This window comes from Beduinella massiliensis (genome assembly GCF_900199405.1).
Taxonomy (GTDB): Bacteria; Bacillota; Clostridia; order Christensenellales; family Aristaeellaceae; genus Beduinella; species Beduinella massiliensis.
Genome location: NZ_LT963430.1, coordinates 1,214,877 through 1,238,778, shown reverse-complemented (window position 1 = coordinate 1,238,778; position 23,902 = coordinate 1,214,877). Strand labels below are relative to the sequence as shown.

At 60.6% G+C, this 23,902-nt stretch carries 21 protein-coding genes and 1 tRNA gene; 5 read left to right on the top strand and 17 right to left on the bottom strand.

The window, feature by feature from the left end:
• Position 1: 1 nt before the first annotated feature.
• From C1725_RS06215 to C1725_RS06175, 9 genes are all read right to left on the bottom strand, one after another.
• The gene (locus tag C1725_RS06215) at positions 2–1,090 is read right to left on the bottom strand and encodes an acyltransferase family protein (protein WP_102410785.1); all 1,089 of its coding nucleotides are present in this window, start codon (positions 1,088–1,090) and stop codon (positions 2–4) included.
• 4 nt (positions 1,091–1,094) lie between these two features.
• A complete protein-coding gene (locus C1725_RS06210; RefSeq protein WP_102410784.1) occupies positions 1,095–1,973 on the bottom strand; it encodes an ABC transporter permease subunit in 879 nt (292 codons plus the stop codon).
• A gap of 129 nt (positions 1,974–2,102) precedes the next feature.
• On the bottom strand, positions 2,103–2,981 hold the full coding sequence (locus tag C1725_RS06205) for an ABC transporter permease subunit (RefSeq protein ID WP_102410783.1): 879 nt from the start codon (positions 2,979–2,981) through the stop codon (positions 2,103–2,105).
• Between the two features lie 18 nt (positions 2,982–2,999).
• Positions 3,000–4,346: an ABC transporter permease subunit gene (locus C1725_RS06200; RefSeq protein ID WP_102410782.1), complete on the bottom strand. Its 1,347-nt coding sequence runs from the start codon at positions 4,344–4,346 to the stop codon at positions 3,000–3,002.
• 106 nt (positions 4,347–4,452) lie between these two features.
• Positions 4,453–5,688, bottom strand: coding sequence for an extracellular solute-binding protein (locus C1725_RS06195; RefSeq protein WP_102410781.1), 1,236 nt, complete (start codon positions 5,686–5,688; stop codon positions 4,453–4,455).
• Between the two features lie 167 nt (positions 5,689–5,855).
• Positions 5,856–7,673 carry a sugar-binding domain-containing protein gene (locus C1725_RS06190; RefSeq protein ID WP_102410780.1) on the bottom strand — a complete coding sequence of 606 codons (1,818 nt, stop codon included), beginning with the start codon at positions 7,671–7,673 and terminating at the stop codon, positions 5,856–5,858.
• Positions 7,674–7,916: 243 nt separating this feature from the next.
• Positions 7,917–8,876 (bottom strand): helix-turn-helix domain-containing protein, encoded by a 960-nt coding sequence (locus C1725_RS06185; RefSeq protein ID WP_102410779.1) that lies wholly within the window; start codon positions 8,874–8,876, stop codon positions 7,917–7,919.
• A gap of 62 nt (positions 8,877–8,938) precedes the next feature.
• Positions 8,939–9,331 carry a putative ABC transporter permease gene (locus tag C1725_RS06180; protein ID WP_102410778.1) on the bottom strand — a complete coding sequence of 131 codons (393 nt, stop codon included), beginning with the start codon at positions 9,329–9,331 and terminating at the stop codon, positions 8,939–8,941.
• Between the two features lie 391 nt (positions 9,332–9,722).
• Positions 9,723–10,661 carry a DDE-type integrase/transposase/recombinase gene (locus C1725_RS06175; protein WP_102410384.1) on the bottom strand — a complete coding sequence of 313 codons (939 nt, stop codon included), beginning with the start codon at positions 10,659–10,661 and terminating at the stop codon, positions 9,723–9,725.
• 194 nt (positions 10,662–10,855) lie between these two features.
• On the opposite strand from C1725_RS06175, the gene C1725_RS06170 reads away from it, so the two are divergent.
• A tRNA-Ile gene (locus C1725_RS06170) sits at positions 10,856–10,932 on the top strand.
• A gap of 136 nt (positions 10,933–11,068) precedes the next feature.
• A complete protein-coding gene (gene msrA, locus C1725_RS06165; RefSeq protein ID WP_346026402.1) occupies positions 11,069–12,022 on the top strand; it encodes a peptide-methionine (S)-S-oxide reductase MsrA in 954 nt (317 codons plus the stop codon).
• A 55-nt stretch (positions 12,023–12,077) separates the two neighbouring features.
• Here the strand turns inward: msrA and C1725_RS06160 are convergent, their stop codons facing one another.
• The 3 genes from C1725_RS06160 to C1725_RS06150 all read right to left on the bottom strand — a co-directional run bounded on the left by C1725_RS06160 (position 12,078) and on the right by C1725_RS06150 (position 13,832).
• Positions 12,078–12,308 carry a hypothetical protein gene (locus C1725_RS06160; RefSeq protein ID WP_102410777.1) on the bottom strand — a complete coding sequence of 77 codons (231 nt, stop codon included), beginning with the start codon at positions 12,306–12,308 and terminating at the stop codon, positions 12,078–12,080.
• 89 nt (positions 12,309–12,397) lie between these two features.
• Positions 12,398–13,294 carry a DUF3737 family protein gene (locus tag C1725_RS06155; protein ID WP_102410776.1) on the bottom strand — a complete coding sequence of 299 codons (897 nt, stop codon included), beginning with the start codon at positions 13,292–13,294 and terminating at the stop codon, positions 12,398–12,400.
• Between the two features lie 40 nt (positions 13,295–13,334).
• The gene (locus C1725_RS06150; protein ID WP_346026401.1) at positions 13,335–13,832 is read right to left on the bottom strand and encodes a cyclophilin-like fold protein; all 498 of its coding nucleotides are present in this window, start codon (positions 13,830–13,832) and stop codon (positions 13,335–13,337) included.
• 140 nt (positions 13,833–13,972) lie between these two features.
• On the opposite strand from C1725_RS06150, the gene C1725_RS06145 reads away from it, so the two are divergent.
• From C1725_RS06145 to C1725_RS06135, 3 genes are all read left to right on the top strand, one after another.
• On the top strand, positions 13,973–14,854 hold the full coding sequence (locus C1725_RS06145) for a LysR substrate-binding domain-containing protein (RefSeq protein ID WP_102410775.1): 882 nt from the start codon (positions 13,973–13,975) through the stop codon (positions 14,852–14,854).
• A gap of 199 nt (positions 14,855–15,053) precedes the next feature.
• Positions 15,054–16,829, top strand: a complete 1,776-nt coding sequence (locus C1725_RS06140) for an oleate hydratase (protein WP_102410774.1) — start codon at positions 15,054–15,056, stop codon at positions 16,827–16,829.
• A 175-nt stretch (positions 16,830–17,004) separates the two neighbouring features.
• Positions 17,005–17,718: a hypothetical protein gene (locus C1725_RS06135; RefSeq protein ID WP_102410773.1), complete on the top strand. Its 714-nt coding sequence runs from the start codon at positions 17,005–17,007 to the stop codon at positions 17,716–17,718.
• Between the two features lie 100 nt (positions 17,719–17,818).
• On the opposite strand, the gene C1725_RS06130 is transcribed toward C1725_RS06135, so the two are convergent.
• From C1725_RS06130 to C1725_RS06110, 5 genes are all read right to left on the bottom strand, one after another.
• Positions 17,819–18,013: a hypothetical protein gene (locus C1725_RS06130; protein WP_346026400.1), complete on the bottom strand. Its 195-nt coding sequence runs from the start codon at positions 18,011–18,013 to the stop codon at positions 17,819–17,821.
• Between the two features lie 19 nt (positions 18,014–18,032).
• On the bottom strand, positions 18,033–19,223 hold the full coding sequence (locus tag C1725_RS06125) for a glycoside hydrolase family 27 protein (RefSeq protein ID WP_102410771.1): 1,191 nt from the start codon (positions 19,221–19,223) through the stop codon (positions 18,033–18,035).
• 32 nt (positions 19,224–19,255) lie between these two features.
• The gene (locus tag C1725_RS06120) at positions 19,256–20,293 is read right to left on the bottom strand and encodes a response regulator (protein ID WP_102410770.1); all 1,038 of its coding nucleotides are present in this window, start codon (positions 20,291–20,293) and stop codon (positions 19,256–19,258) included.
• A 3-nt stretch (positions 20,294–20,296) separates the two neighbouring features.
• Positions 20,297–22,033, bottom strand: coding sequence for a histidine kinase (locus C1725_RS06115; RefSeq protein ID WP_102410769.1), 1,737 nt, complete (start codon positions 22,031–22,033; stop codon positions 20,297–20,299).
• A gap of 76 nt (positions 22,034–22,109) precedes the next feature.
• A complete protein-coding gene (locus C1725_RS06110; RefSeq protein ID WP_102410768.1) occupies positions 22,110–23,846 on the bottom strand; it encodes a TIM-barrel domain-containing protein in 1,737 nt (578 codons plus the stop codon).
• Positions 23,847–23,902: the final 56 nt, after the last annotated feature.

The following is a 23,902-nucleotide window of genomic DNA, read 5'->3' as shown; positions in this document are numbered from 1 at the left end:
CTTACTCCACGCCCGAAGGGCCGTGCGTTCCGCCCTGCCCCCTTTTTGTGCCTCGCCCGGCGAGCGACGCCACGAACGATAGCGCCAGCAGCAGCACCGCCGTCCAGCACAGCGCGCCCAGGGGCGACTGGATGGGCAGCGTAAAAGGGAGCACGCTCTTTCTGGAGAGCTGCGGCACGATGCCCCGCCCCGCCATCGCGAAGAGCACCAGGTTGCTCGAAACGAGGTAATAAAGCGAGCGGCCGCCGACGCCCGAAAGCGCGCCGCGCAGCACCTCGAGCGCGCGCGACAGCGCAGGCGCGCGCAGGGCGCAAAGCCCATACGAAAGCGCGCACAGCGCCGCTGTCCCCAGCGCGGGAAGCAATATCCAAGCCCAATGCGGTGGAAACCGGCTGGGCAGCCCCCCCAGCATGGCCGCGTAGGCCGCACCCGCAGCGCTCGCCGCTGCCGACAACGCGAGCAGCGCCATCCGTACGGCGCGCGAGGCGCCCGTAAACACGATGCCCGCCAGAAAGTACGGCGCGTACTGGACCACGGGGAAAAACGAAAACTGCGTGCCGCCTATCAGGAGCGCCGCCTGCGTGCTCGTCACGCGTTCATAAGGAATCAGGCAGCAGGCCACGCAAGCCGCGCCGGCCGCGAGCGCCAGGAGCGGCCGGCGCGCAAGGGCGCGCAGCCCGCCGAAGAGCACCGCCGTCAGCAGCATGAAGAGCGCAAAAGAAATCAGAAATTCAGACCAGCCGGGGATATCCGAGAGCGTCAGCACGCGCCGCACCGTACCCGCGGAAAACGCCTTGTTTTCGCGAAGCACCCGGTAGCCGATGCCGGAAAGGTAAAAGGCGCAGAGCGTGCGCGCGAACGTGCGCAGCATACCGGGCAGGGCCTTTAAATACGGCTTTTTGAGGTAGGCCAGCGCGACAGTCCGCCCGAAGAAAAAGACGAACGACGGGAACGCCAGCAGGTTGACGGCGTCGATCAGGCGGGACGCCAGCGCAAAGAGCTGCGTATCCGCAAAGAATTGCAGCACGTGGCAATAGACCATCAGGAGAACGAGCAGTCCCCTCCCCACGTCGATGGAGCGTTCGCGCATGCGTTCACCCCTTTACCGCCGCCTGCACGGAGATGCCCTGCAGGAAGTAACGCTGCGCCACGAGGTAGAGCAGCAGCGGCGGAACCATCGACACGATGCACGAGGCGATCATGTGCGCCCAATAGCCGTCGTATTGTCCCTGCAGCAGACGAAGGCCGGCGGTCAGCGTCTGATTGCGCACGTCGGTCATGACGATCGAGGGCCAGAGGAAGTCGTTCCACGCGCCGTTGAACGCGAACAGGCCCACCACGATCAGCACCGGCGCGATCGAAGGCACGATCACATGGAAAAACACCTTGAGGCTGCCCGCGCCGTCGATGGTCGCCGCCTCGTCCAGGTCCTTAGGCACGCCCTTGAGGAAATTGCGGATGAGGAAGATGTTGAACACGCCCGCAAGTCCCGGCCAGATCAGCGCATGCAGGTTGTTCACCCAGCCCAGCGCGTTGGCGATGCGGAACATCGGCAGTACCGACACGACGTTAGGGAACATGCTCATGTACATCAGCGTCCAGAAGATGGCGTTGCCGCCCTTAAAGGGCAGGCGCTCGTACGCATAGGCGGAAAGCGTGGTGACGATCAGCACGCCCGCCGTCTGCGCGATGGCGACGACGAACGAGTTCCTGAACATCGTGGTAATGCCCGAATACGTATTGATATGCCCCTGACCCGTGAAAAGCTCGATGTAGTTCTCCGTCGTCCACGTCTTGGGCCACAGGCGGGTCAAATAATCCCACGGCCCTTTGAGATTCGAAAACGAGGTGATAAACCCCGCATCCGTCTTGAAAGAGCTGAGAAGCGCGAACACCAGCGGAACGCACCACACGACGCCCAGCACAAGGAGAAAGCAGAACGCACCTGTCTTCGCCGCACGCGACTTCGGCATCGGAATTCACCGTCCTTCTAAAAAAGCGGCCCGCAGGCCGCCATGGGTTTCGCGGAGCGTCCGCTCCGCAGGGAAAACCGGGGGAAACATCCTGTCTCCCCCGATTGGCGCGCGCTGTTCCGGCGGGGTTCAGCCCTTGACGCCCGCCTGCACGGAAATGCCCTGCAGGAAGTACTTCTGCGCCACGAGGTAGAGCAGGAACGGCGGCATCATCGAAACCAGGCAGGAGGCGATCATGTGCGCCCACTTCTGCTCGTACTGGCCCATCAGCAGGCGAAGACCGGCGGTCAGCGTCTGGTTGTTGACGTCCGTCATGACGATGGTCGGCCACAGGAAGTCGTTCCACGCGCCGTTGAACGCGAACAGGCCGACGACGATCATGACCGGCAGGATGGAAGGCAGGATGATCTTTGTATAGACCTGAAGGCTGTTCGCGCCGTCGATGGTGGCGGCCTCGTCCAAAGCCTTGGGGATGCCCTTCATGAAGTTGCGGATGAGGAAGATGTTGAATACGCCCGCAAGTCCCGGCCAGATCAGCGCGTTCAGGTTGTTCACCCAGCCCAGCGCGTTCGCGATACGGAACATCGGCAGCAGGTTCACGACGTTGGGGAACATGCTCATGTACATCAGCGCCCAGAAGATGGCGTTGCCGCCCTTAAAATTGAGGCGCTCGTACGCATAGGCCGAAAGCGAAGTGATGATGAGCACGCCCGCCGTCTGCGCGATGGCGACGATGAACGAATTCTTGAACATCGCCAGCAGGTTCGCGGTCGTGTTGGTGCCCGCGCCGCCCACGAACATCTCGATGTAGTTGGCGACGGTCCACTGCCTCGGCCACAGGCGGGTGAGGTAATCGACCGGCCCCTTGACGTTGGCAAACGAGGTAATGAAGTCGGAATCGTACTTGAAGGAGTTGATGATCAGCCAGAAGATCGGCACGATCCACACGATGCCCAGCAGGAACAGGAAGATAAACGCGATCCGCTTTGCCAGTTTGTTTGCAGCCATGGTTTTCTCTCCCCTCCCTTATTCCGGCGCGTTCGCGCGCATGACGCGCATCTGTACGAAGGAGACCGCCATAATGCACACGCCCAGAATCAGCGCCATCGCTGCGGACATGCCGGCGACCTGCTTCTTGACGGCGTTTTCGTACACGTACATCAGCAGCACGGCGTTCGCCTCCTGGTTGTTAAAGCCCGTCAGGATGAGCGGCTGGCCGTAAATATTGAACTGCGCGACGACCGCCATGACGAAGGTGTACATCATCGGGTAGCGCATGCCAGGCAGCGTGACGTTCACGAACTTCTGCCATGCGTTCGCACCGTCCACCGCCGCCGCCTCGTACTGGTCGGTGGGGATGGAGGCCAGGGCGCTTTGATAGATGACCATCGTGCCGCCCGTACACCACCACACCGTAACCACGACGAGGACGATCCACGTGTAGGGCGGCGTAAACCAGTTTGCGGTGGAGCCAAGGAACTTGTTGACGATGCCGTAATCCACGTTGAACACGTACCGCCAAGTCAGGGTGACGGTCGTAATGGACATCAGGCTGGGCAGGTAGTACATCGCCTGATAAAACTTGTTGCCCCGGCAGCGCGTGTGCAGCGCCACAGCCAGCGACAGCGGCACGAGGATGCAGAAGGGCACGCAGTAAATGACGAACTTAATGGTGTTCCAAAGGCCGTTGCGAAGCTGCTTGTAGTAGGTGTTGCCCGAGTCAAACAGCAGCGTCCTGAAGTTGGAAAGACCCGTGAAGACCGGCTCGTTGAACAGATCCCACTTGGTAAAAGCGGCGTATACGCCGTAGATTGCGGGGGTGATGAAGAAGATGACGAAGAAGAACAGGTGCGGCCCGATGTAAGCGTAGGGCAGCAGGTCGCGCTTGAGCGCGCGGCGGGCGCTGTCCGTCTTGTAGGAGGGCTTGGCCACGATGGCGGTCAGGGCCGCGCAGGCGAGCGCGAAGTACGTCATCGGGTGAAAGTTCACGAAGATGCGCTCGACCTCGCGCTTTTTAAATTTGACGCCCAGCTCTTTCAGTTGTTCACTGATCGGCGTGTAGAGGGAAGGGTTGACCTTTTCCAGGGAAAAGAAGACCATAAAAAGGGCAAAGCATACACAGGAAATTCCGGCGAAGAGCATTCCGACGTTGTCCTGCTTGCGAAGCAGCGCGATCAACGCGCCGATCATGGCGCACAGGGAAAGCGGAATAAAAAGGATGCTCGCGCTCGACAGGGAAAAGAGCACCTTCGGCATCGACATTTCGACCGCAGCTGCCGTTTCCTTGACGGTCGTCGTCGCCGTCACGCCGGAAAAACAGAATAACACGATGAAAGCCAGCGCCAGCAGCGCCGCCACCTTGGAACGTGTCATCACGACACCTCTTTTCTGCTGAGTTCAAACAGGCACGTCATTTTCTGACCAGCGCAAGGCAGGGGCGAAACCCCTGCCTTGCGCGTGCTATAGCCTGAAATCGGTTTTACTGAGCCGCGATCGCGTCGTTGATCTCCTGCTCGACCTGCGCAAGCGCGTCGTCGATGGAGATGGTGTCGTCTACGAAGTCCCAGCCGACGCGGGAGATCGCCGTATCGAACAGGCCCCAGTACTGGTAGGAGTAGATCGCCAGCTCATCGGCGCGCTCCGGATCCGCGAGGAACGCCTGCGGCATATCCTTGAACTCGGCAACGTCGTTGATGGACAGGTGCGCCGGGCACTGGCCGGCATCCTTCGCCCAGGTCAGGGAGTTCTCGCCCATCCAGTTGATGAACTTGGCAACCGCCGCATCCTCTTCCTCGGTGCGGTTCTCGTCGACGAACTGCACGAAGTTGTGAGAGGAGGTCCAGCTCTTCGCGTTGGCCGGATCGTAGCAGACGCCCGGCAGCATGCCGAAGTTGATGCCCGCATCGACCGCCGCAGCCTTCATCCAGATGCCCTCGGTCCAGACCAGCAGCTCGCCGCCGTAGAACTTGGAGGAGTAGTCGGTGTTCTTGACGGTGGTGTAGCCGCCTTCCCACAGATCCTTCATGGTCTCAAAGACCTTCTTCATGTCGGCGTTGTTGATCGCGGGGGCGACGCCGTCCTCGGTCAGGCTGCCGTTGAGCTGCGCATAGTAGCCCAGCACCTGCGCACGCATCCAGCCCAGGTTGAAGATGTCGCCTTCCCAGCCGGCCGCACGGGCCTTGTCGCCCAGCGCCTTGATCTCGTCAAAGGTCAGGTAGCCGTCCTCGACGAACTCGTTGAGGTCGTACTTGTCGAACAGGTCCTTGTTGTAGTAGGTCACGTAGGAGTGCACGTCGAGCGGGATGCCGTAGTGCTCGCCGTCGATGTCGGAGCGCGCCCACGCCGCCGCGTTGTAGTTCTCCTGCTTCACGCCGTTCTCAGCCAGCATGTCCAGGTCGTAGGAGTAGAGCATTTCCTGCTCCACGAAGTTCGGGATGCGCTCGATGTGCACGATGGTCACATCCGGCACGCCGGTGCCCGTCTGCACGGTCATCGGGATCTTCTGATACAGGTCGTCCGCCGTCATCGGCGTGTGGTTGACGTGCACCTCGTCCTGCGAAGCGTTGAACGCATCGACCATGCCCTGCATCGTCGCGCCGTCAGCGCCTGTGAACACGGACCAGTAGTCGATTTCGACGGGCGCCGCCTGCGCGACGGGCGCCAGGCAGAGCACCATCAGCATCATGGACAGTGCGATTGCCAAAGACTTTTTCATTTGGGGTACCTCCTTTTATTTTCACCGCTCACCCGAGCGGCAGGGAGCTTCACAACGTGTACGATTTATGTCTACCGCCTGTCGGAACCATCTGGCGCATCCACGCGCCCGATGCTTCCGGCGGGCTTTTTCTTTTGGATGGCACAAATCGTACACTTTTTAGGTCTTCAGATGACCTGATTGGTGCGGCCCAACGGATTTCTGTTGAGCGAAGCGAAGCGCTTCACATCGACCTTGGGCCTGCGATCCGGGGTCAGCAGGCCGTTGATCTCCTGCATGACGTCGGTGAGCTGCGTGTAGCAGTAGCCCTGGCAGTAGGGAATCTCGCGGATGGCGTCGGTTACGCCCTTGAAGCGCTCGAAGAACTTCTCTTCGTCCGTCACCTTGCCGTGATACCCCCAGGTCTCCATTCCGCCCATCTCGCCCTGCAGGCCCACGTTCGTAAAGGCGATGCCGCCGTACTCCGTGACCATGAAGGCTTCCCGTCCGGTGGGCTGTTCGCCCTTCGCGTAGCAGGGGCGCCAGTCGCAGGCGTGGCGTTCGACCTCCTCGCGGTTCGCGAAGTGATCGGCCATGACCTCTTTTTCGGCCGCATAGTCGTGCAGCGCGCAGATGTCGGTTTCCACCTGCTCCCAGCCGTCGTTGGAGGAGCACAGGCGCGTGCCGTCGGCCGACTTGGTCATGTGATAGAGCATGCGCGCCGTGGCCTGCTGGCGCTTATCGTTGTAGATCAGGCGCACGCCCCAGCTCTCGTTGAGCGGAACCCACGCGATGATCGAGGGATGGTTGAAGTCGCGATCGATGAAATCGAGCAGCGTGTCCGCGAGGTTGTGCACCGTCTCATCCGTGAAGTCGTACGCGCTGGGCACCTCGCCCCAGACGAGCACGCCCATCTTGTCCGCCCAGTAGTAATAGCGCGGGTCTTCCAGCTTTTGATGCTTGCGCGCGCCGTTGTAGCCGAACTCCCTGGTATAGCGAAGATCCTGCTGAATCGCCTCGTCGCTGGGCGGGGTAATCAGCGAATCCGGCCAGTAGCCCTGATCGAGGATCAGCCGCTGATAGATGGGGCAGTTGTTGAGGTAGACCTTGCCGTCCCGCACCTCGATTTTACGCATGCCGAAGTAGGTGTCCACGCAGTCTACCGCTTCGCCGTCCTTCAAAACGCGCACCTTCAGGTCGTACAGCGCAGGGCTATTCGGGGCCCACAGGTGTACGGGATCCAGGTCGCCGCGCACGATCATGTCCACCGGCACGCGGGTGATGCGGTCGCTGGTATTCAGCCGGACGACGCGGCACACGCTGCCCTCGAAGGAGATCGTGAGCTCGAGCTCGAGCTCCCCGGCGGGAATCCTGTCCAGCGCGATTTCGGCCGTCATCATGTGCTGGTCGATATCCGGCGTCACATGAATCTGGCGCAGCGCGTATTCGCCCACCGCCTCCAGATAGACCGTCTGCCAGATGCCGCTCACCGGGGTATACCAGCAGCCCATCAGCCCCTCGCGCCAATACTGCTTGCCGCGCGGCTGCGTGCAGTCGGGGGCATCCTCGACCCGCACGCACAGGTCGTTTTCTCCGTCCTTCAGGGCGTTCGTGATGTCGATGGCAAACGGCGTGTAGCCGCCCTTATGCGCGCCGACCTGCTGGCCGTTTACGTATACCGCCGCCTCAAAGTCCACGGCGCCGAAGCGCAGCAGCACGCGGCGTCCCTTCATGTCTTGCGGAACCGTGAACGCGCGCCGGTACCAGAGGATCGGATGAATCGCGTCCGTCGGGCCGATGCCGCTCAGCTTGCTCTGATAGCAGAAGGGAACGACGATTTCCCCCTCAAGCTTTGTGCCGGGCTGCTGCCAGCCCGCGCGCACGCCTTCGTCGGCGTCGTCAAACGCAAACTGCCAGACGCCGTTCAGGTTCAGAAAGGTATCGCGCATGAAATCGGGCCTGGGATGCTCCGGGCGGGGGATATTGGGGTTGTGCTCTAAGGACATGATGCTTTCCTCCCACATATCGATTATGGAGAGCGAAGTCTTTGCTCCATAATTTTCAAAGTTAATAAATGATAGATTCGCTCACAAATCGCCATCAAATATGCTTTATCGGCAAAATCGCTCTAAAAAAAGCAGGTCGATTCCATGCACAAAGCATAGCATCGTCCCGCCCAGCTTGTCAATAGGTTTAATTTATTCCATTAAATTTGTATCAAATCGCAATTTCCATTCGTTTTTTTTGCTCTATTCGTCTTCAATGGAGCGCATGCGATAACCGACGCGCAGGACGATCGGCTGCTCAAAATCGCCAAAATGTTCACCGAACAGATTCATTCCGCCAATGTTTTGCGCGTCCTTCGGCACCTCTATACGGACAGAAACGTGGTCTGTCTCGTTCATCCGCAGGTCTTCCAGCGCAGTGCTTCCTATAGGTATGTTTTCCAGGTAGCTTCCTTCCTTGTCCACCCGCCACGTCTTGAGAAACCCATATTGCGTGGACAGCTCCGACCACCACGAGGGGGTCAGCCTGCCGTGGCGGCCTCCGCAGTCGCAGGGGCAGGTCCAGACGCCCAGACGCCGTCCGTTGATCGAGACGGCGATGTCCGACTTCCACGGGTCGCGGTACATGGGAGCCTCCGAACAGGCCTCAAAGGAGATCTCCATCCACTCCACGTCCATGGCGCCGATGCCCAGCACCGAAAAGCGGTATTCCAGATATCCCTGACGAAACCAGATGAGCTGCGCCCCAAAACGGTCGGGAAGGTAAAACGACGCGGGGTTATCCATCTCCCCGATATGCGTCTTCTCTCCCGCAAGCCCGCAGGTCGGCACGATGCCGCCCGCGACGCTGTAACCGCCGATGGGCATTTGCAGGGTGATGACGCTGATGTGCTGCTCCCCGACGGGATCGAGGTTGATGGAGATGGAGTCCAGCCTGCGGCTGCAAAGCTTCATCGACCCGCGAACGCCCGGCTGTACCTCGGACATGACGATGCCGGCCTCCTCCAGCGTCTTAACCGCGAGCGCCGCGGTGGACATTGGAATGCCGAGGGATTCCGCCAGCTCCCCCACGTTCATGCTGCGCTTGCTCAGCGCCTGCATGATCTGCAGGCGCACGGGCGAGGAGAGCGCGTGCGCGATCCTGCACAGCGCGTCCGGCCGGTCGATCGTCAGCTCCGCGTGCTTTCCCTGAAATTCCTCCATACCCGTCCCCCCAATCCTTCGATGGAACTGAGGTTCTCCAAATCCCGGCCAAAGTCCTGCTTTTACCTCGCCACACGCCTGCGCAGCCACGCGCAGAACGGCCCCAGCGGGATGCACAGCAGGAACCAGAGCATGCTGTACAGCGCACAAATCTGCCCGCGATAGTTAAAGCGGCGGCGCGAGTAGTCCCAGACGTTCATGTGCCAGCGCTCGTTCACGAGCAGGCCCACGAGCAGTTCCATGCCGGTAATCACCGCCGCGCCCAGCGCGCAGCGCAGCAGCATCGGCCTGTGGCGCAGCCTGCGGTTGATTTCGTAAATGACGCTGAAGCACACGCCCCCCGTAAGCGCCATCGACCAGTGCGTATGCCCGCGCCAGAGAATTTCCAGCATGCTGTATCCTGCGGCCCCCACCCCGAAGACGAGCAGGCGCTCGCGCGCTTTTTTTATGTTCATGAAAACCCCTCCCGCGCACAGTCTGCGCGGGAGGGCAAATTCACATGTGTGCCACTTTGATGCAGCGCCTCCGTATTTTACGCCCCGACCTCCGCATTTTTTCCACCCAGGCTGTCCCCTGCCAGCAGCGCGACCTCAACGCCGGCGGCGCAAGCACAAGGACAGCCATCGTGCGCTCTGGAACAATAGGCTCAAAGGGCGTCCGCCAGGAAAAAAACGTCCGTGCATGTGGATTTTTTCCATAGGTCGTGCAAAAAGAGTTTGCGCTAGCCGAGCACGCTTATCCTTTGCCTATTCTTTCCGCCTTTAGATGTTTCCTATTATAATAAATCGATGGTTTTTATGTCCATCCGTGGCAGATTTCGCACATCTATTAAAAACTGTAGGTTTGTCAAACATCTTGGACAGTGAAAGCAAGAAGGAACTCTCTAGGCGAAGCCCAAAGGAGAGGGCGCATCGGTCTGTTGTTGGTGCGAGCTTGGTGGGCAGCTAGCTGCCCACCAAAGTCATCGAGCGAGAAGAAAGAATGGGTATTGTAGAATAGCTTTTGGTCTTCTCTGTGACTGCGTTCAACCTTACCGTTGTGGCGAGGTGTGTATGGTTTTATGAGCTTATGCCGAATTCCCAGATCAGCAGCCGTTTTCTCAAACAGCGTTACCTGATTGCGTTTGCTGTTGGAAAAGCGGTTGGTGAATTCAAAGCCGTTGTCGGTCTGGACACACTCTACCCGGATACCCCGGCGGGCATACCACTTGAACAGCCTTTTGAGAAAGTCAGCGGAAGAATAGGTGGACTGCTCAGGGTAAGCGGCCAGGAAGCGCAGTCGGGTAAACTCATCCATGGCAGTGTACTGAAACAGGCGCAGCTCCGGGTCCGCGATACAGCGGCGGGGCACCACCTTCACATCCACCTGAACGCGCTGTCCAGGATAGGTCATCTGCTCATAAGGCTTGGGCCTATAAGCCGGCTTCTTCTCTACTTGTGGGAATAACCCTAGTTTCCGCATTACGCGGAAGAGGCTCTCCGGGCGGCGGGTATATCCCCGCCGACGTAAGCGGTGCCACAGTTCCACCATACCTAGTTTGGGATCTCTGCGGCGCATATCCCGGATCAGCTTCAGCTCTGCTTCGGTATGCTGGTTGGGATGACTGTGGGGACGTCGGGACTGGCAGGCCAGGGAGGCCATGCTCCCATCCCAGCGAGCTTTCCAGAAGTAGATATACGACCGGCTCTTGTTGTATTTCCGGCTGGCCCGGCTCACGCCGTATTTCACCGCATACTTCATCAGGGATTGCCGATATGCCATGTCCTGTGTTATACTCTTGCTCATGAAGGATGTGGCCCCCTCTCGTATAGTTGTTGTCCGCAACTCCAACTATAACCGATGAGGCCATATCCTTCATCCTTTTTTTCTTCTACTGTCCAATATGTATTGTACTCCTACAGGCAGATTTCGCACATCTATTAAAAACGGTCTTGCAATGGCAAGGAAAAAATGCTATAATAATTTCCGTTCGATGGCATGGGTCACTAGCTCAGCTGGTTAGAGCACTCGCCTGATAAGCGAGAGGTCGGTGGTTCGAGTCCACTGTGTCCCACCAAGAAAAGGGCGATCCGTCAGGGTCGCCTTTTTTGTCCTATCCGTTTTGGAAAATCGTGCCGGCGCAGGATAAAAGGGGCGCGCTTACGGGTACAGTATGCCTGATCGATATGGCAGGCAGAAAGCGAGGAAGAAAATTGGCAACGCGTGAAATCTATCTGGCCGGCGGATGCTTTTGGGGGCTTGAAAAGCTCATGCGTTCCCTGCCGGGCGTTACAGACGCCGTAAGCGGCTACGCAAACGGCCACACGGAAAACCCCACTTATCAAGATGTATGCGGCGGAACGACCGGGCACCGTGAAACGGTTCGCGTGGTTTACGATCCGGAAAAGACGAGCCTCGACGCCCTCCTCTTTGCCTACTTTTCCGTGATCGACCCAACCACCCCCAACAGGCAGGGCAACGACATAGGCACGCAGTATCAGACCGGCGTTTACACCGCCGACGAGGATTCCCACAGGACGGTAGAGCGCATCGTGGAGATCGAAAGGCAAAACCATGAAAGCTTTTGCGTGGAAATCGCACCGCTCTCGCGTTTCTATCCGGCGGAGGAATATCATCAGCGTTATCTGGAAAAGAACCCGAGCGGTTACTGCCACATCCTTCCCGGCGAAATAAGCTCCCTGTCAAAGAGCCGCGTAGATCCCGGCCGGTATGTCCGCCCGCCCCGCGAGGCGCTGAAGAAAAAGCTCACGCCCGAGCAATTCGCCGTGACGCAGCAGGGCGCTACCGAAGCGCCCTATCAAAACGCCTATTGGTCGCATCATGCCCGTGGGATCTACGTGGATGCAGCAACGGGCGAGCCGCTCTTTTCCTCTACGGACAAGTTCGACAGCGCCTGCGGCTGGCCTGCCTTTTCCGCACCCATCGATCCCGGCGTCGTCAGATACAAGGAAGACCGTTCTCACGGCATGCATCGGATCGAGGTGCGAAGCCGCGCGGGCGGCAGCCATCTGGGCCACGTGTTTAAGGGAGAAAGCGAGGCGCCGGGCGGCGTGCGTTTCTGCATCAACAGCGCCGCCCTGCGGTTCATCCCCTATGAAGAGATGGACGCGGCCGGCTATGGAAACCTGAAGGATCTGGTAAAATAGATGGAAAAGCAGCATTCCCCGCCCGATGGGCGGGGAAAATGTGTGTCCCGGCTCCCTATCCCCTTTTTCCAAGGTGGTGGATCAAAAAGTCGAGGCAGTCGATCCGTCTCTGGTTTTCATGCACCGCCTCCAGTAGCGCAGCCCGATGCCTTGAAAGAAGCGCCGTCAGTTCAGCCGTCCGCCGCTCACAGATCAGGTCCATGCACTGAGCGGCCGTCTCCTGGCAACACCCTGCGTCCACCAGATTTTGATATAGCTTCTCCCGGATGTCGGAAGCTTCCGCCATGCGCGTCCCTCTCTTTCGCTCATGCTGCACAGCCCATGCGAAAGGCCGCTCGCAGCGCGGGCTGGTCGTAATCACGAGAACCCGACTTTTCACCCGCAAAATTCCTTCCTTTCTTCAAACACCGGGCTCGCTTCCGTCCTGGCAGCCATTTCGCTCCAGAGCACGACTTGTCCGCGGGCGTTTGGATCGTCCAGGATGACCTGACCGACCGCCGGTGCGAAGATCGTGCCGCAAAGCGGGTTTTTGACGCTCTGAACCGGCGCCGTGAGGGTCGCTGAAACCTCGGACTTTTCAAAACAAAGGTCCGCATCTACCATCTCGCAGTCGATCAGCCTGAGATTCGTGCAGTAGCAAAACGGCTGCGTGCCGATGATCTTACAGTTGACGAGGGTGAGGCTGTCGGAGTACCAAGCCAGGTATTCTCCCCGGACTACGCTGTTTCGTACCGTCACGTTTTTCGCGTGCCAGAATGCGTCCTTCGTGTCCAGTTCGCAGTCTTCAAAGGTCGCATTTTGAACGTACTGAAAGGAGTACTTCCCGCGCAGACGCACGTCAACGAAGCGCATGTCCTCCGCGCGCATCATGAAATACTCGCTCTCCGCGGTGCAGCGGCGCATTTCTATTCCCCGCACCGACCAGCCGAATTCGGCGGAGCGGATGTCGCAGTCCGCCATGGCGACGTCGCTGCATTCGCGCAGCGCCTTGATTCCATGCAGCCTGCTCCCCTCGATGCGCACGCGTTCGGAATACCACAGCGCGGCGCGACAAAGAGGTGTCAGCTCCGTGCCGCTGATGTGAAGATCCCGGTCGTGCCAAAAGGGGTAGCGCAGGTTACAATAGCAATCTTCCGCGCGAATGCCGGTGCACTCCTTCAGCGCGCTTTCGCCGTCAGCCGGGCCGTCAAAGGCGCAATGCATAAGGTGAAGCTCCCGCTCGCCGTAGAGCGCCCGCTCCCCGTCAAATTTTTGATGCTCTATTCGCTTCAAGTCTCTTTCTCCTCCTTCTCTTTCCGCGTCCTGCTCCGAATCACCCCACTGCCGAAATTTCTACGGCTCCGTCGAGCGTCATGATCTCCTCCATCCCGCTGACGGCCTCGCCCAGCGCATACAGACCGGCGTTCCTTTCGAAATGCCCGTAGAACATCACCACGTCCCCCCACGGCGCGTAATACGCCAGCGTACCCTCCTGCCCCTCCGCCTGCGGCGTGTCTTCGGTGGAGAGCGCTTCCGGCGGATAAAAGATCTTTTCGTTGGTTCCGAAATCCTCCACCTGTACCGTCACCGGCAGCTGCGCATACAGCTCACGCGCGGCACGACCGTCGTTCAGCGCAAACACGATCACCGTGTCATCCTTTTTTACCTGAACCTTCATGGGAACCGCATCTATCCTTTCGGCTTCCTTTTCGGGGATTTCCGCCGCGCCGGCCGACGGACGCCGGGCGCCATCGCTTTCAGCGCAGCCGCACATAAAAACCAGCAGCGCGGCGATGCCGAAAAGCTTTACGACTCTTTTCAGTGCATTCATCTCGTAAAACCTCCTGTTTGCTTCTCGGGTTCAGTATAGCGCCGCCGCCATTAGATAGCAAATACTTATAGCAAATATCTATCTATGCTTTACAGTTATGAATTCCCCGTGCTATACTCGTCTGAACAGGAGGCGATGAGATGGAACTGCGCGTGTTGCAATACTTTCTCGCCGTGGCGAGGGAACAGAGCGTTTCTGGGGCGGCGGCATATCTGCACCTTTCCCAGCCGACGCTCTCGCGCCAGCTCAAGAATCTGGAGGACGAGCTCGGCAAGCAGCTCTTCCTTCGGGGAAACCGGAAAATCACGCTCACGGAGGAGGGCATGCTCCTGCGCAAGCGGGCGGAGGAGATCATGGATCTGGTTTGGAAGACGGAACGGGAGATCACCCTGAACGACGAGAGGGTCGCCGGCGACATCTACATCGGCGCGGGCGAAACGGACGCCATCCGCATCCTCGCGCGGGCCGCGGGCGCATTGCAGCGGGAGCACCCGCAAATTCGCGTCCACATCGCAAGCGGCGATTCCGCCGACGTGACCGAGGAGCTGGATAAGGGCCTGATCGACTTCGGCATCCTCCTTGATCCCAAAGATCTGTCCAAATACGACTACCTGCGCATCCCGGAAAAGGACGTCTGGGGCGTGCTCATGCGGCGGGATGCTCCGCTCGCCCAAAAGGATGCCATCCGGCCGGAGGACCTATGGGACAAGCCGCTCATCCTTTCCCGTCAGCACCGGGAGGGCAGCGCCCTTTCCCTCTGGCTGAACAGAAACGAGGCCGACCTGCGCATCGTGGCGACGTACAGCCTGCTGTACAACGGATCCATCCTGGTGGACGAGGGCATCGGCTACGCCATCACGCTGGACAAAATCCTCAACACCCAAGGGAGCAATCTGTGCTTCAGGCCGCTGACCCCCGCCCTGCAGGCGGAGCTTTGCATCGTCTGGAAAAAGTATCAGGTGTTCACCAAGGCAGCGGAGCTGTTTCTGCATGCGGTGCGCAAGAGCCTCCTGTCCTCCTGATCCGGACGAATTTGAGCTGCCCCCCGCGGCAATCCGACAAAAGCACGCCGCTGTATAAAGTTTTTACAATCGCGCTCCGGTGTTTAAAGTTTGAACACCGCCGATTTTCTGTCTATGGTGAAAGCCGTCCGCACGCTGTATCATACAGCCATACAAGGACTTCAACCAAAGATTCAAACCATAGACGGAGGGAAACATCATGTATTACAGCAATGGCAACTACGAAGCGTTCGCTCGTCCGGAGAAGCCGGAGGGCGTGGATCACAAGTCCGCCTATCTCGTCGGTTCGGGCCTCGCCGCTCTCTCGGCGGCGTGCTTCCTCGTGCGCGACGGCCAGATGAAGGGCGATCACATCCACATTCTGGAGGAGCTCGACCTGCCCGGCGGCGCCTGCGACGGCATCAACGATCCGCAGAAAGGCTTCATCATCCGCGGCGGCCGCGAGATGGAAAACCACTTTGAATGCCTGTGGGATCTCTTCCACTCGATTCCTTCCATCGAGAACCCTGAAAACTCCGTACTGGACGAGTATTACTGGCTCAACAAACACGATCCGAACTATTCCCTGCAGCGCGCGACGGTGAAGCGCGGACAGGACGCGCATACCGACGGCAAGTTCGGTCTGAGCGAAAAGGCTTCGATGGAAATCGTCCGTCTCTTCCTCACCAAAGACGAGGACCTGTACGACAAGAAGATCGAGGACGTGTTCACGGAAGAATTCTTCTCCTCCAACTTCTGGCTCTACTGGCGCACGATGTTCGCCTTCGAGGAGTGGCACAGCGCGCTGGAAATGAAGCTTTATATTCAGCGCTTCATCCATCACATCGGGGGCTTGCCCGACTTCTCCGCGCTCAAATTTACCAAGTACAATCAGTACGAATCCCTGATCCTTCCGATGGTGAAGTATCTGGAGGCGCACGACGTCGATTTCCAGTACGGCACGCAGGTAACGAACGTCCGGTTCGACATCGCACAGGGGCGGAAGGCCGCGCGGGAAATCGTCTGCGTAAGGAACGGAAAGGAGATGCGCATTCCGCTCACAGACGACGACCTCGTCTTCGTGACCAACGGCAGCTGCACGGAGAACTCCTCGCTGGGCGACAACGACCACGCGCCAGAACTGAAGACGCAGCCCGGCGAAGGCGGCTGCTGGCAGCTCTGGCGCAACATCGCCGCGCAGGATCCGTCGTTCGGCCACCCCGACAAGTTCTGCACGAACATCGAGGCGACCAACTGGGAATCCGCCACCGTCACAACGCTGGACGACCGCATCCCGCCCTATCTCGAAAAAATCTGTAAGCGCGATCCGTTCAGCGGCAAGGTCGTCACCGGCGGCATCGTCACGGCGAAGGACTCCTCCTGGCTGATGAGCTGGACGATCAACCGCCAGCCGCACTTCAAGGCGCAGCCCAAGGATCAGCTCGTCGTGTGGGTCTACGGCCTGTTCACCGACCGTCCGGGCGATTATATCAGGAAGCCCATGCGCGAGTGCACGGGCACGGAGATCACCGAGGAGTGGCTTTACCATGTCGGCGTGCCGGAGGACCAGATTCACGACATGGCCGTAAGCTCCGCCCGCTGCATCCCCTGCATGATGCCTTATATCACCGCGTTCTTCATGCCCCGCACTCAGGGCGACCGCCCGAAGGTCGTGCCGGAAGGCTGCGTGAACTTCGCCTTCATCGGACAGTTCGCGGATACCGTGCGCGACACCGTCTTCACCACCGAGTACTCCGTGCGCACGGCGATGGAGGCCGTCTACACGCTGCTGAACGTAGACCGCGGCGTGCCGGAGGTCTTCAACTCCTGCTACGACGTGCGCGTGCTGCTCGACTCCACAGCCAAGATGATGGACGGCAAAAAGCTGACCGACATGAAGCTGCCCTTTTTCACGGAGCTGGTGGGCAAGGCGGCGCTGCACAAGGTCAGCGGCACGGCCGTCGAGGACCTCATGCACCGGTATCACCTAATCTGACCGTCTCCCGTTTTTGCCCCGCACCGGACGCCGCAGGCCGTCCGATGCGGGGGCTTTTTGTCAATCCCGTACAATCTTCTCTTTATTTTGAAAAAATGGGCGGAAGATCTGCCCAGGTTGATTTTCATTTGATATAATAGGGGTATCCTGCATACAGTAAGATGATACCGAAAGGGTGGACTATGTGGGATTCCTGTTTAAGCTCGTTCGCGCATTTTTAAATACCGTCAAAAGGCCGCTCACACTCCGCTGCGCGCAGAGCCTTCCGCCCTGCGCTGCCTACGTGGTGCACCACCAGAACCTGCGCGGCCCCGTGCAGGTGATGCGCTCGTTGCCCGTGCCGCCTCGCCCCTGGGTGCTGCACGTGTTTTTTTCGTACGCGGAATGCTATCGCCAATACGCGGGCTACACCTTTTCAAAGCGCCTGCACTGGCCCCGGCTGCTCGCACGCGCCGTCTCCATACCGCTCTCCCTGTTCGTGTCGGCGCTGGTGAGGAGCTGCCGTGCCGTGCCCGTCTACCGCAGCCTTACCCACCTTCGCGATACGTTTCGTGACTCGCTCGATTCGCTGCTTCGAGGCGAAAGCGTGCTGATCGCGCCGGACGTCCACTACGAGGACGACGGCCCCCTGATGCGTGAAATGTACGAGGGTTTCCTGCAGCTCGCTCCGCTGTACCGAAAGCGCACGGGAAAACCGCTGCCCTTCGTGCCGCTCTATTGCAGCCCCGCGCGCGGGGAGCTGTTCGTGGGCGAGCCCATCTACTTCCAAGCGGACGCCCCCTTCAGCGAAGAGCGCGTGCGCGTAGCCAGGCAGCTGACCGACGCCATCAACAGCATGGCGATGGCCTGCGGGGACGTCAAGGAGTCCGCTGTGCGCGCAGCGCAATAAGGCGTGCGGCGTCCTTTCCCGGCTCCGAACGTCATCGTCCCTGACACATAAAAATCCAGGTCCCAGCATCGCGCAAGGGCCTGGTTTTTAAATTCGTCGTTTAGCGGCTGTCCGGAGCCTCCTCATCTTCAGGCGCAAAGAGCGTACAGCCCATCTCCCGAAATTGGACGATCTTTTCGCGCAGCACCTCTTCGCTCACGTCAAAGCGCGCCGAAAGGCACGTGAGGCAGTAAAAGACGCGCGCGCCGCGGTTGACGAGCTTTCGGGTGAGCGCAGCCTCGTCCCGGGTCAGCAACCGCCCGCAGCCGGCGCACCTATCCATCGCAGCGCGAAAGCCGACAGCGATAGAGGCGGCAGTCGTGGCCCGGCACGCGGACGCTGAATTCGTCGCGCTTCACGCCGAGCCGTTCGCCCGTAAAGACGTCGCGCGGCACGATGCCGATCCCCGACGGATAGGGCAAGCCGATATCCGAAAGCAGACAGGACAGCCGGGTCTCGTGCTCGGAGAGATTGAAGAACGCGAGCACGAACTCGCCCTTTGACAGGTGGCGGATAAACGTATAGGTGCACTCGTCCTCGCTGCGCCAGGGATATTCGCCGGGCTTCGCATCGGGATTGGGCAGCGTCACCCCGCCACAGCGCACCAGATACGGCGGGCGGCATTCCTCATCCTGATCGATGGCGATCAGCGCTTCGCTCTGCAGCAGCGCCCGGCACTCGCCGCTGAGCGTGCGCAGGTCGCACCCCATCATCAGCGGCACGCCGAAGAGGCACCAGAGCGAAAACTGCATGCGGTATTCCTCAAAGGTACAGGGAGCGCCCAGGCTGACGTTGCCCTTGCCGTACATGCCGACGGTGAGCATGTCCAGGTCGTTAAACCCGCCCGGAGCGCTCATGCACAGGTTCCCGATCTGCGACTTCGCGATGTCGGTAAAGGAGCGGAAGTTGTCCATGATGTCGCCCGTGGAGCGGTACATGTGCGCCCCGATGGAGCGCATCCAGCGCCAGGGTTCCTGCTGACCCCAGTTGCAGGCGGAATAGAGGATTTCGCGCCCGCTGGCCTTGAGCGCCATGCTCATGGTGTGGTAGCGCATCCTGCAATCGCCGTTCTGCGGAAAGTTGCAGAAGTCGTACTTCAGGAAGTCCACGCCCCACTGCGCGAACGTGCGCGCGTCCACGAACTCATGGTCAAAGCTGGAAGGATAGCCCGCGCAGGTGCGCACGCCCGCGCAGGAGTACATGCCGAACTTCAGCCCCTTTTGGTGCACGTAGTCCGCCACGGCCTTCATGCCGTGCGGAAACTTCGCCGGATCGGGCACGAGCAGGCCTTGTTCGCTCCGTTCGCGCAGGCTCCAGCAGTCGTCGATGACCAGGTATTCATATCCGGCTGCGCGGTATCCCTGCTCCACCAGGATGTCGGCGGTCCTGCAGATCAGCTCCTCGCTGATCTCCTCGCCAAATGTGTTCCACGAGTTCCAGCCCATAGGCGGCGTTTTTGCGAGCATCTCATTTCCTCCTCAAGACCTGTCGTATTCGTTTACCCGGCGCGGTACTGCTGGGGCGTCACCCCAGTCAGCGACTTGAAGACCTTGGCAAAGTACCTGCTGTCCGTAAAGCCGACGTCCGCGGCGATGTCGCTGACCTTGCGGCGGGTCGTGTGCAGCAGCGTCTTGGCTCTTTCGATCCTGAGCCGCTGCAGGTAGTGGGAAAAGCCGCACTGCATATTGCGCGCAAAGAGGGCCGACAGGTAGTTTGGATGCAGCTCCACCTGCTCCGCGACGCTTTGCAGCGAAATGGGTTCGCCGTAGTGCCTGCTCACGTACATCAGCGCCTGACGGATCGCTCCGTCCAGGCCGCCGTCCTCACGCTCCCGCCAGCGCTGCGCGAGCGCGAGCAGGGCGTGCGACAATTCCGCGCCCTTTTCGACGCGCACCTGCTCCGTCACGACGCCTTCGCTGCGCCGCTCCTGCGCGTATTCGCCGCAGGCCACAAAGAGCGCCGTATCCTCATTGAGCTCCGCGAGCCTTCTGCAAAGCAGGTAGCCGGTTTCCGCCGCGAGCGGGCAGGCGCCCGCGGCGGATCTGGCGACGATCAGCCAGCCTTCCGTCCGGCTCTTCATGCCGGTGAGCTCGTCGCGCAGCCTCTCTGACTCTCCGGCAAGGCCCGCGTTCCAAGCCGCCGAAAAGAGCTTGTCGTCGCGTTCGCGGCGCTGGTCGTACTCGGCCTTCCGCGCGCTTATCACCGACAGGATCTTGTCGCGCCGCATGGGCTTGAGCAAATAATCGCGCACGCCCTGCGCCATGGCCCGGCGCGCGTATTCAAACCGGTCGTACCCGCTGATGACCACCGCGGCGCAGGCGTCGTCGACCGCGCGGATGCGTTCGATCAGCTCCAGTCCGTCCATGTCCGGCATGACGATGTCCGTGACGATGAGATCCGCCGGGCAGACACGGTACTGCGCCCAGGCCGCCGCGCCGTCCGCCGCCGCGTCCACCTCCACGCCGGGAATCTCCCCGATGATCTTTGCAAGCCCCTGCCGTATGACGTTTTGGTCTTCCGCTATCAACACCCGCATGCGTCATTCCTCCCCGCCGTAGGGTATCTCAATCAGTACTTCCGTTCCGTACAGCCCGGAGAGGACGTTGACCGTCGCGCGGGCGTCGTAGAGCAGCTTGAGCCGCCGGCTGATGTTCGTCAGCGCGAGGCAGTCCTCGAAGGTAGCGAGCGGGTCAGCCGTATCCCGGCTAAGCGTCTGCGTGATCTCCCGCAGGCGCGATGGCGCGATAGGCTTTCCGTCGTTGCGCACACGGATGCAAACCCCGCATTCCACCCGGCGGACGCCCAAGTAGATGCGCAGCGGACGCCTCGGATCCATCCCGTGCAGGATCGCATTTTCCACCAGCGGCTGTAAAAGGAGCTTGGGCATGGGCATGCTGTTCAGCTCGGGGTCGGAATCGACGGTGAGCTGGATGCGCTCGTTGTTGACGAGGTTTTGCAGCTCCGCGTAAAGCCGGACGTTGTGCAGCTCCGCCTGCAGGGTGGTCTCGTGCTTGCCGGACAGGTTGTAGCGCATCAGCTCGCCCATCGCGGCGATCCCCTCGCTCAGCCGCTCGTTGTCGCCAAGCTCCGCCATCATGCAGAACGTCTCCAGCGTATTGTAGATGAAGTGGGGATTGATCTGCGATTGCAAGGCGCTCAGCTCCGCGTCCTTCTCCGCCATCTCCGCGAGCAGCACCTTGTTGAGCAGGGTATCGATGCGCCCCGCCATTTCGTTCATATGCCACGCCAGCGCGCCCAGCTCGTCGCGCGAATCCACCGGCAGGTCGATGTCGTAGCGGCCATGATACATGGCTTCCACCGCCTCCGTGATGCGCCGCACGCGCCTGGACATGCTGCCCGAAAGCACCCAAGTGAGCGCGAACAGCAACACGGTCAGCGGCGCCAGAATGCCGAAAAAGATGCGCAGGGCCGCCCCGCTTTCCGCCGTCAGCTCGGTGCGGTCCATCCACCGCAGGATCAGCACGTCCAATTCTTCCAGCGCAAGCGCCCGCAGCAATACCGCCTGACCGCCGATCTGCGTCTCGACGGTTCCTTCCTGCGCGGACCGCAGCCGCAAGACGTCCGGCGTTACCGAAAGCGGCGCACCGGCAAGGTCGATCGGCTCAAGGGTATCCGCACGCAGGCAGATGAAGCGTTCCTCCTCGCCCAACAGGTCACGCGCGTCGACCTCGAGCTCCATGACCGCGTCCTTCAAGAGCGGCGAAGAGAGGAACAGCGAAAATACGCTGGCCTCCCTGCCCCTGGAATACCGGTAATCCCGCGCGGCGTGCGCCCCTTCCCAACAGCTTGACGCCTCCGAAAGCCGCGCGCAGGCCTGCCGGTACCATTCCTCCTGCTCATACGCCCGTTTGGCGTGAAAGTGGCTGTCCTCCGTCACCGCCTCGCTGCCGATGAAAAAGCTGATGCGCATGGGGTTGGCAAACGCGTTGTCAAACCAGGAGAATGCGGCCTGCACGCGCTGGTTGTAGGCGATGATCAATTCGCTTTCGTCGAAGTACAGGCCGCTCACGTACTGGGTGATCTCGCTCAGCGTGATAAAGTTCCGGGCCGCCTCCTCCGTCTGCGCCGCGCGCCGGCGAATCTGCGCCGCATGCTCCTCGATTCTGTCGTTCAGCTCGTCGTCGATCTGCCTGCGGATGTTGCCGACCGTATAGGTGTACAGGAGGACGCCCGCCAGAAGGGTGGGCAGCAGCACGAGCGCCATGTACGAACAGCATAGCTTAAAGCGAATGCCCAGCGTCGGTGTCCGCGCCATGCTCCCCCTCCTGTCACGGATGCGATTTTCTATGGCCTTCAGTATAGCACGCAGGAGCGTTCAATGCAATTTGCGCCTACAGCGCGTTTCGGACGATATATTCGCGCCAAATGGAGCGCAGGTAATCGCTCTGCGCGCGCGTCATCCGCTCGTGCGACGATTCGGTTTCCGTGAGGAAGTACAGGGAGGGCACCCCCAAGTACGGCTGCAGCTGCGTGTATCGGATCCACTCGTCGATGACCGTCGGCGACGCGTTGTCGCAGTCGAGCAGCTCCCAGCCCGCGATGCGGGCGATACGGGCGCGCTCGCGCATCATTTCGGGCAGATCGCGCGTCGCGAACCAGATGTCGTTGAGCCGCAGCATGTCGGAGGACTCGCGGAAGAGCGGGTTGGGCGTCTGCGTCTCCAGCAGCGCGTCCGGCTTGACGGCGTGCAGCGCGTCGTGCACGACGTACTGAAACCGGCGCACCAGCTCGATGCCGTGCAGGACGCCGTAGTTTTCGATGCCGGGGCGGTCGCCGGTGCGCCCGATCCAGTCCTCCTTGAAGCCGTCGATGTCCGTCTCCCGCACCAGCCGCATGACGCCCTCGCGCACGAAGGCGTCGTACCCCTCGATGCCCGGCACCGCGAACAGGGAATTGCCCTCCGCGTCCTTCGCGCAGAACTCCTCCGGCACGCCCTCCGCCTGATAAGCCGGGATCCACAGCAGCACGCGGCGTCCCTTTTCGTGCTGGCGGCGCACGAAGCCGGGCATGTCCGGCCATTTTTCTTTGTCGACCTCAAACGTACCGTATTCCTTCTGCCACTTGTCGTCCACCACGATCGTGCCGTACGGCACGCCGCGCGCGTCCAGCTCCTTTGCCCAGGCTTCATAATTTTCCTGCGTCGCGCGATCGCAGGGTTCCTCCCCCGCCGGACACAGCGCCGTCTGCTCGGCCCAGCCGCAGAAGATCGGCCGCCTGTGCCAGGGGGCCTCCGGGAAGCGGAAATCCGTGCCGTAGCCGCGCTCATCGACCCAGCCGACGTAGCGTTCCAGGCAGGCAAAGGGGCTGTAACCGAAGACCAGCACAGCCTCGGGCGAGGCAAAGGTTCCCTCCGCGCGCGTATAGCCCATGTATTGCACGTGAAAGGAAGCGCCGAACTTCAGGCAGCCCGAGTATTCCAGGCCGCCAAACCTGTATGCGCCGGGCTTCGCGCCGATGCCCAGGCCCATCGCCGCTTCGTCCTGGTGAAACGCAAAGCACAGCGGCGCGGGCGAAAACAGGCCGTAATACCGCTCGATGTTGACGTAATCCGCGTGGCCGACATTTTCGCTGCGGCCTACGCCCACAAAGCCGGGCTGGGAAATGTCAAACTCCGTAACATTGGCGAGGTTCGGATTGAACGTGTGGTAGTGCGGCACGAGGAAGGCGGCGTTCGTATGGTACCCGTCGGAATCGCCGGCATCGTACAAACCGGGCCGCCCGCTGGAAAAGAAGTAGCAGCGCCCCAGCGCCTCGTTCCCCTCCGCCTCGTGATGATAGGTGACGCGCCCCGGTTCAAAGCGCCAGACAAAGCGCCGCGCCTTCCAGACGTTGCTTTCTGCCGTGAGTTCTACGCGCAGCGCGCCGCCCTCCCGCTCCAGCGAAGAGATTCGCACCCGCGACAGCTTTTCCTTGACCTGCGGCGTGTCGAGCGTGCTCACCATCGCCAGCTCCGCCATGGGGCGTCCGTCGAACGAAAACGCAGCTACCGGCACAGCGGCTCGGACGATGCGCGCCCCGTACGTGGCGCCCCTTAGCACAAACCCTTCCTCATTCTCGATAAAGCGCATGGCATTTCCTCCAAAAGAGCCGCCGCCCCGAGGCGTTTGGGGGCGGCGGCCGTCGA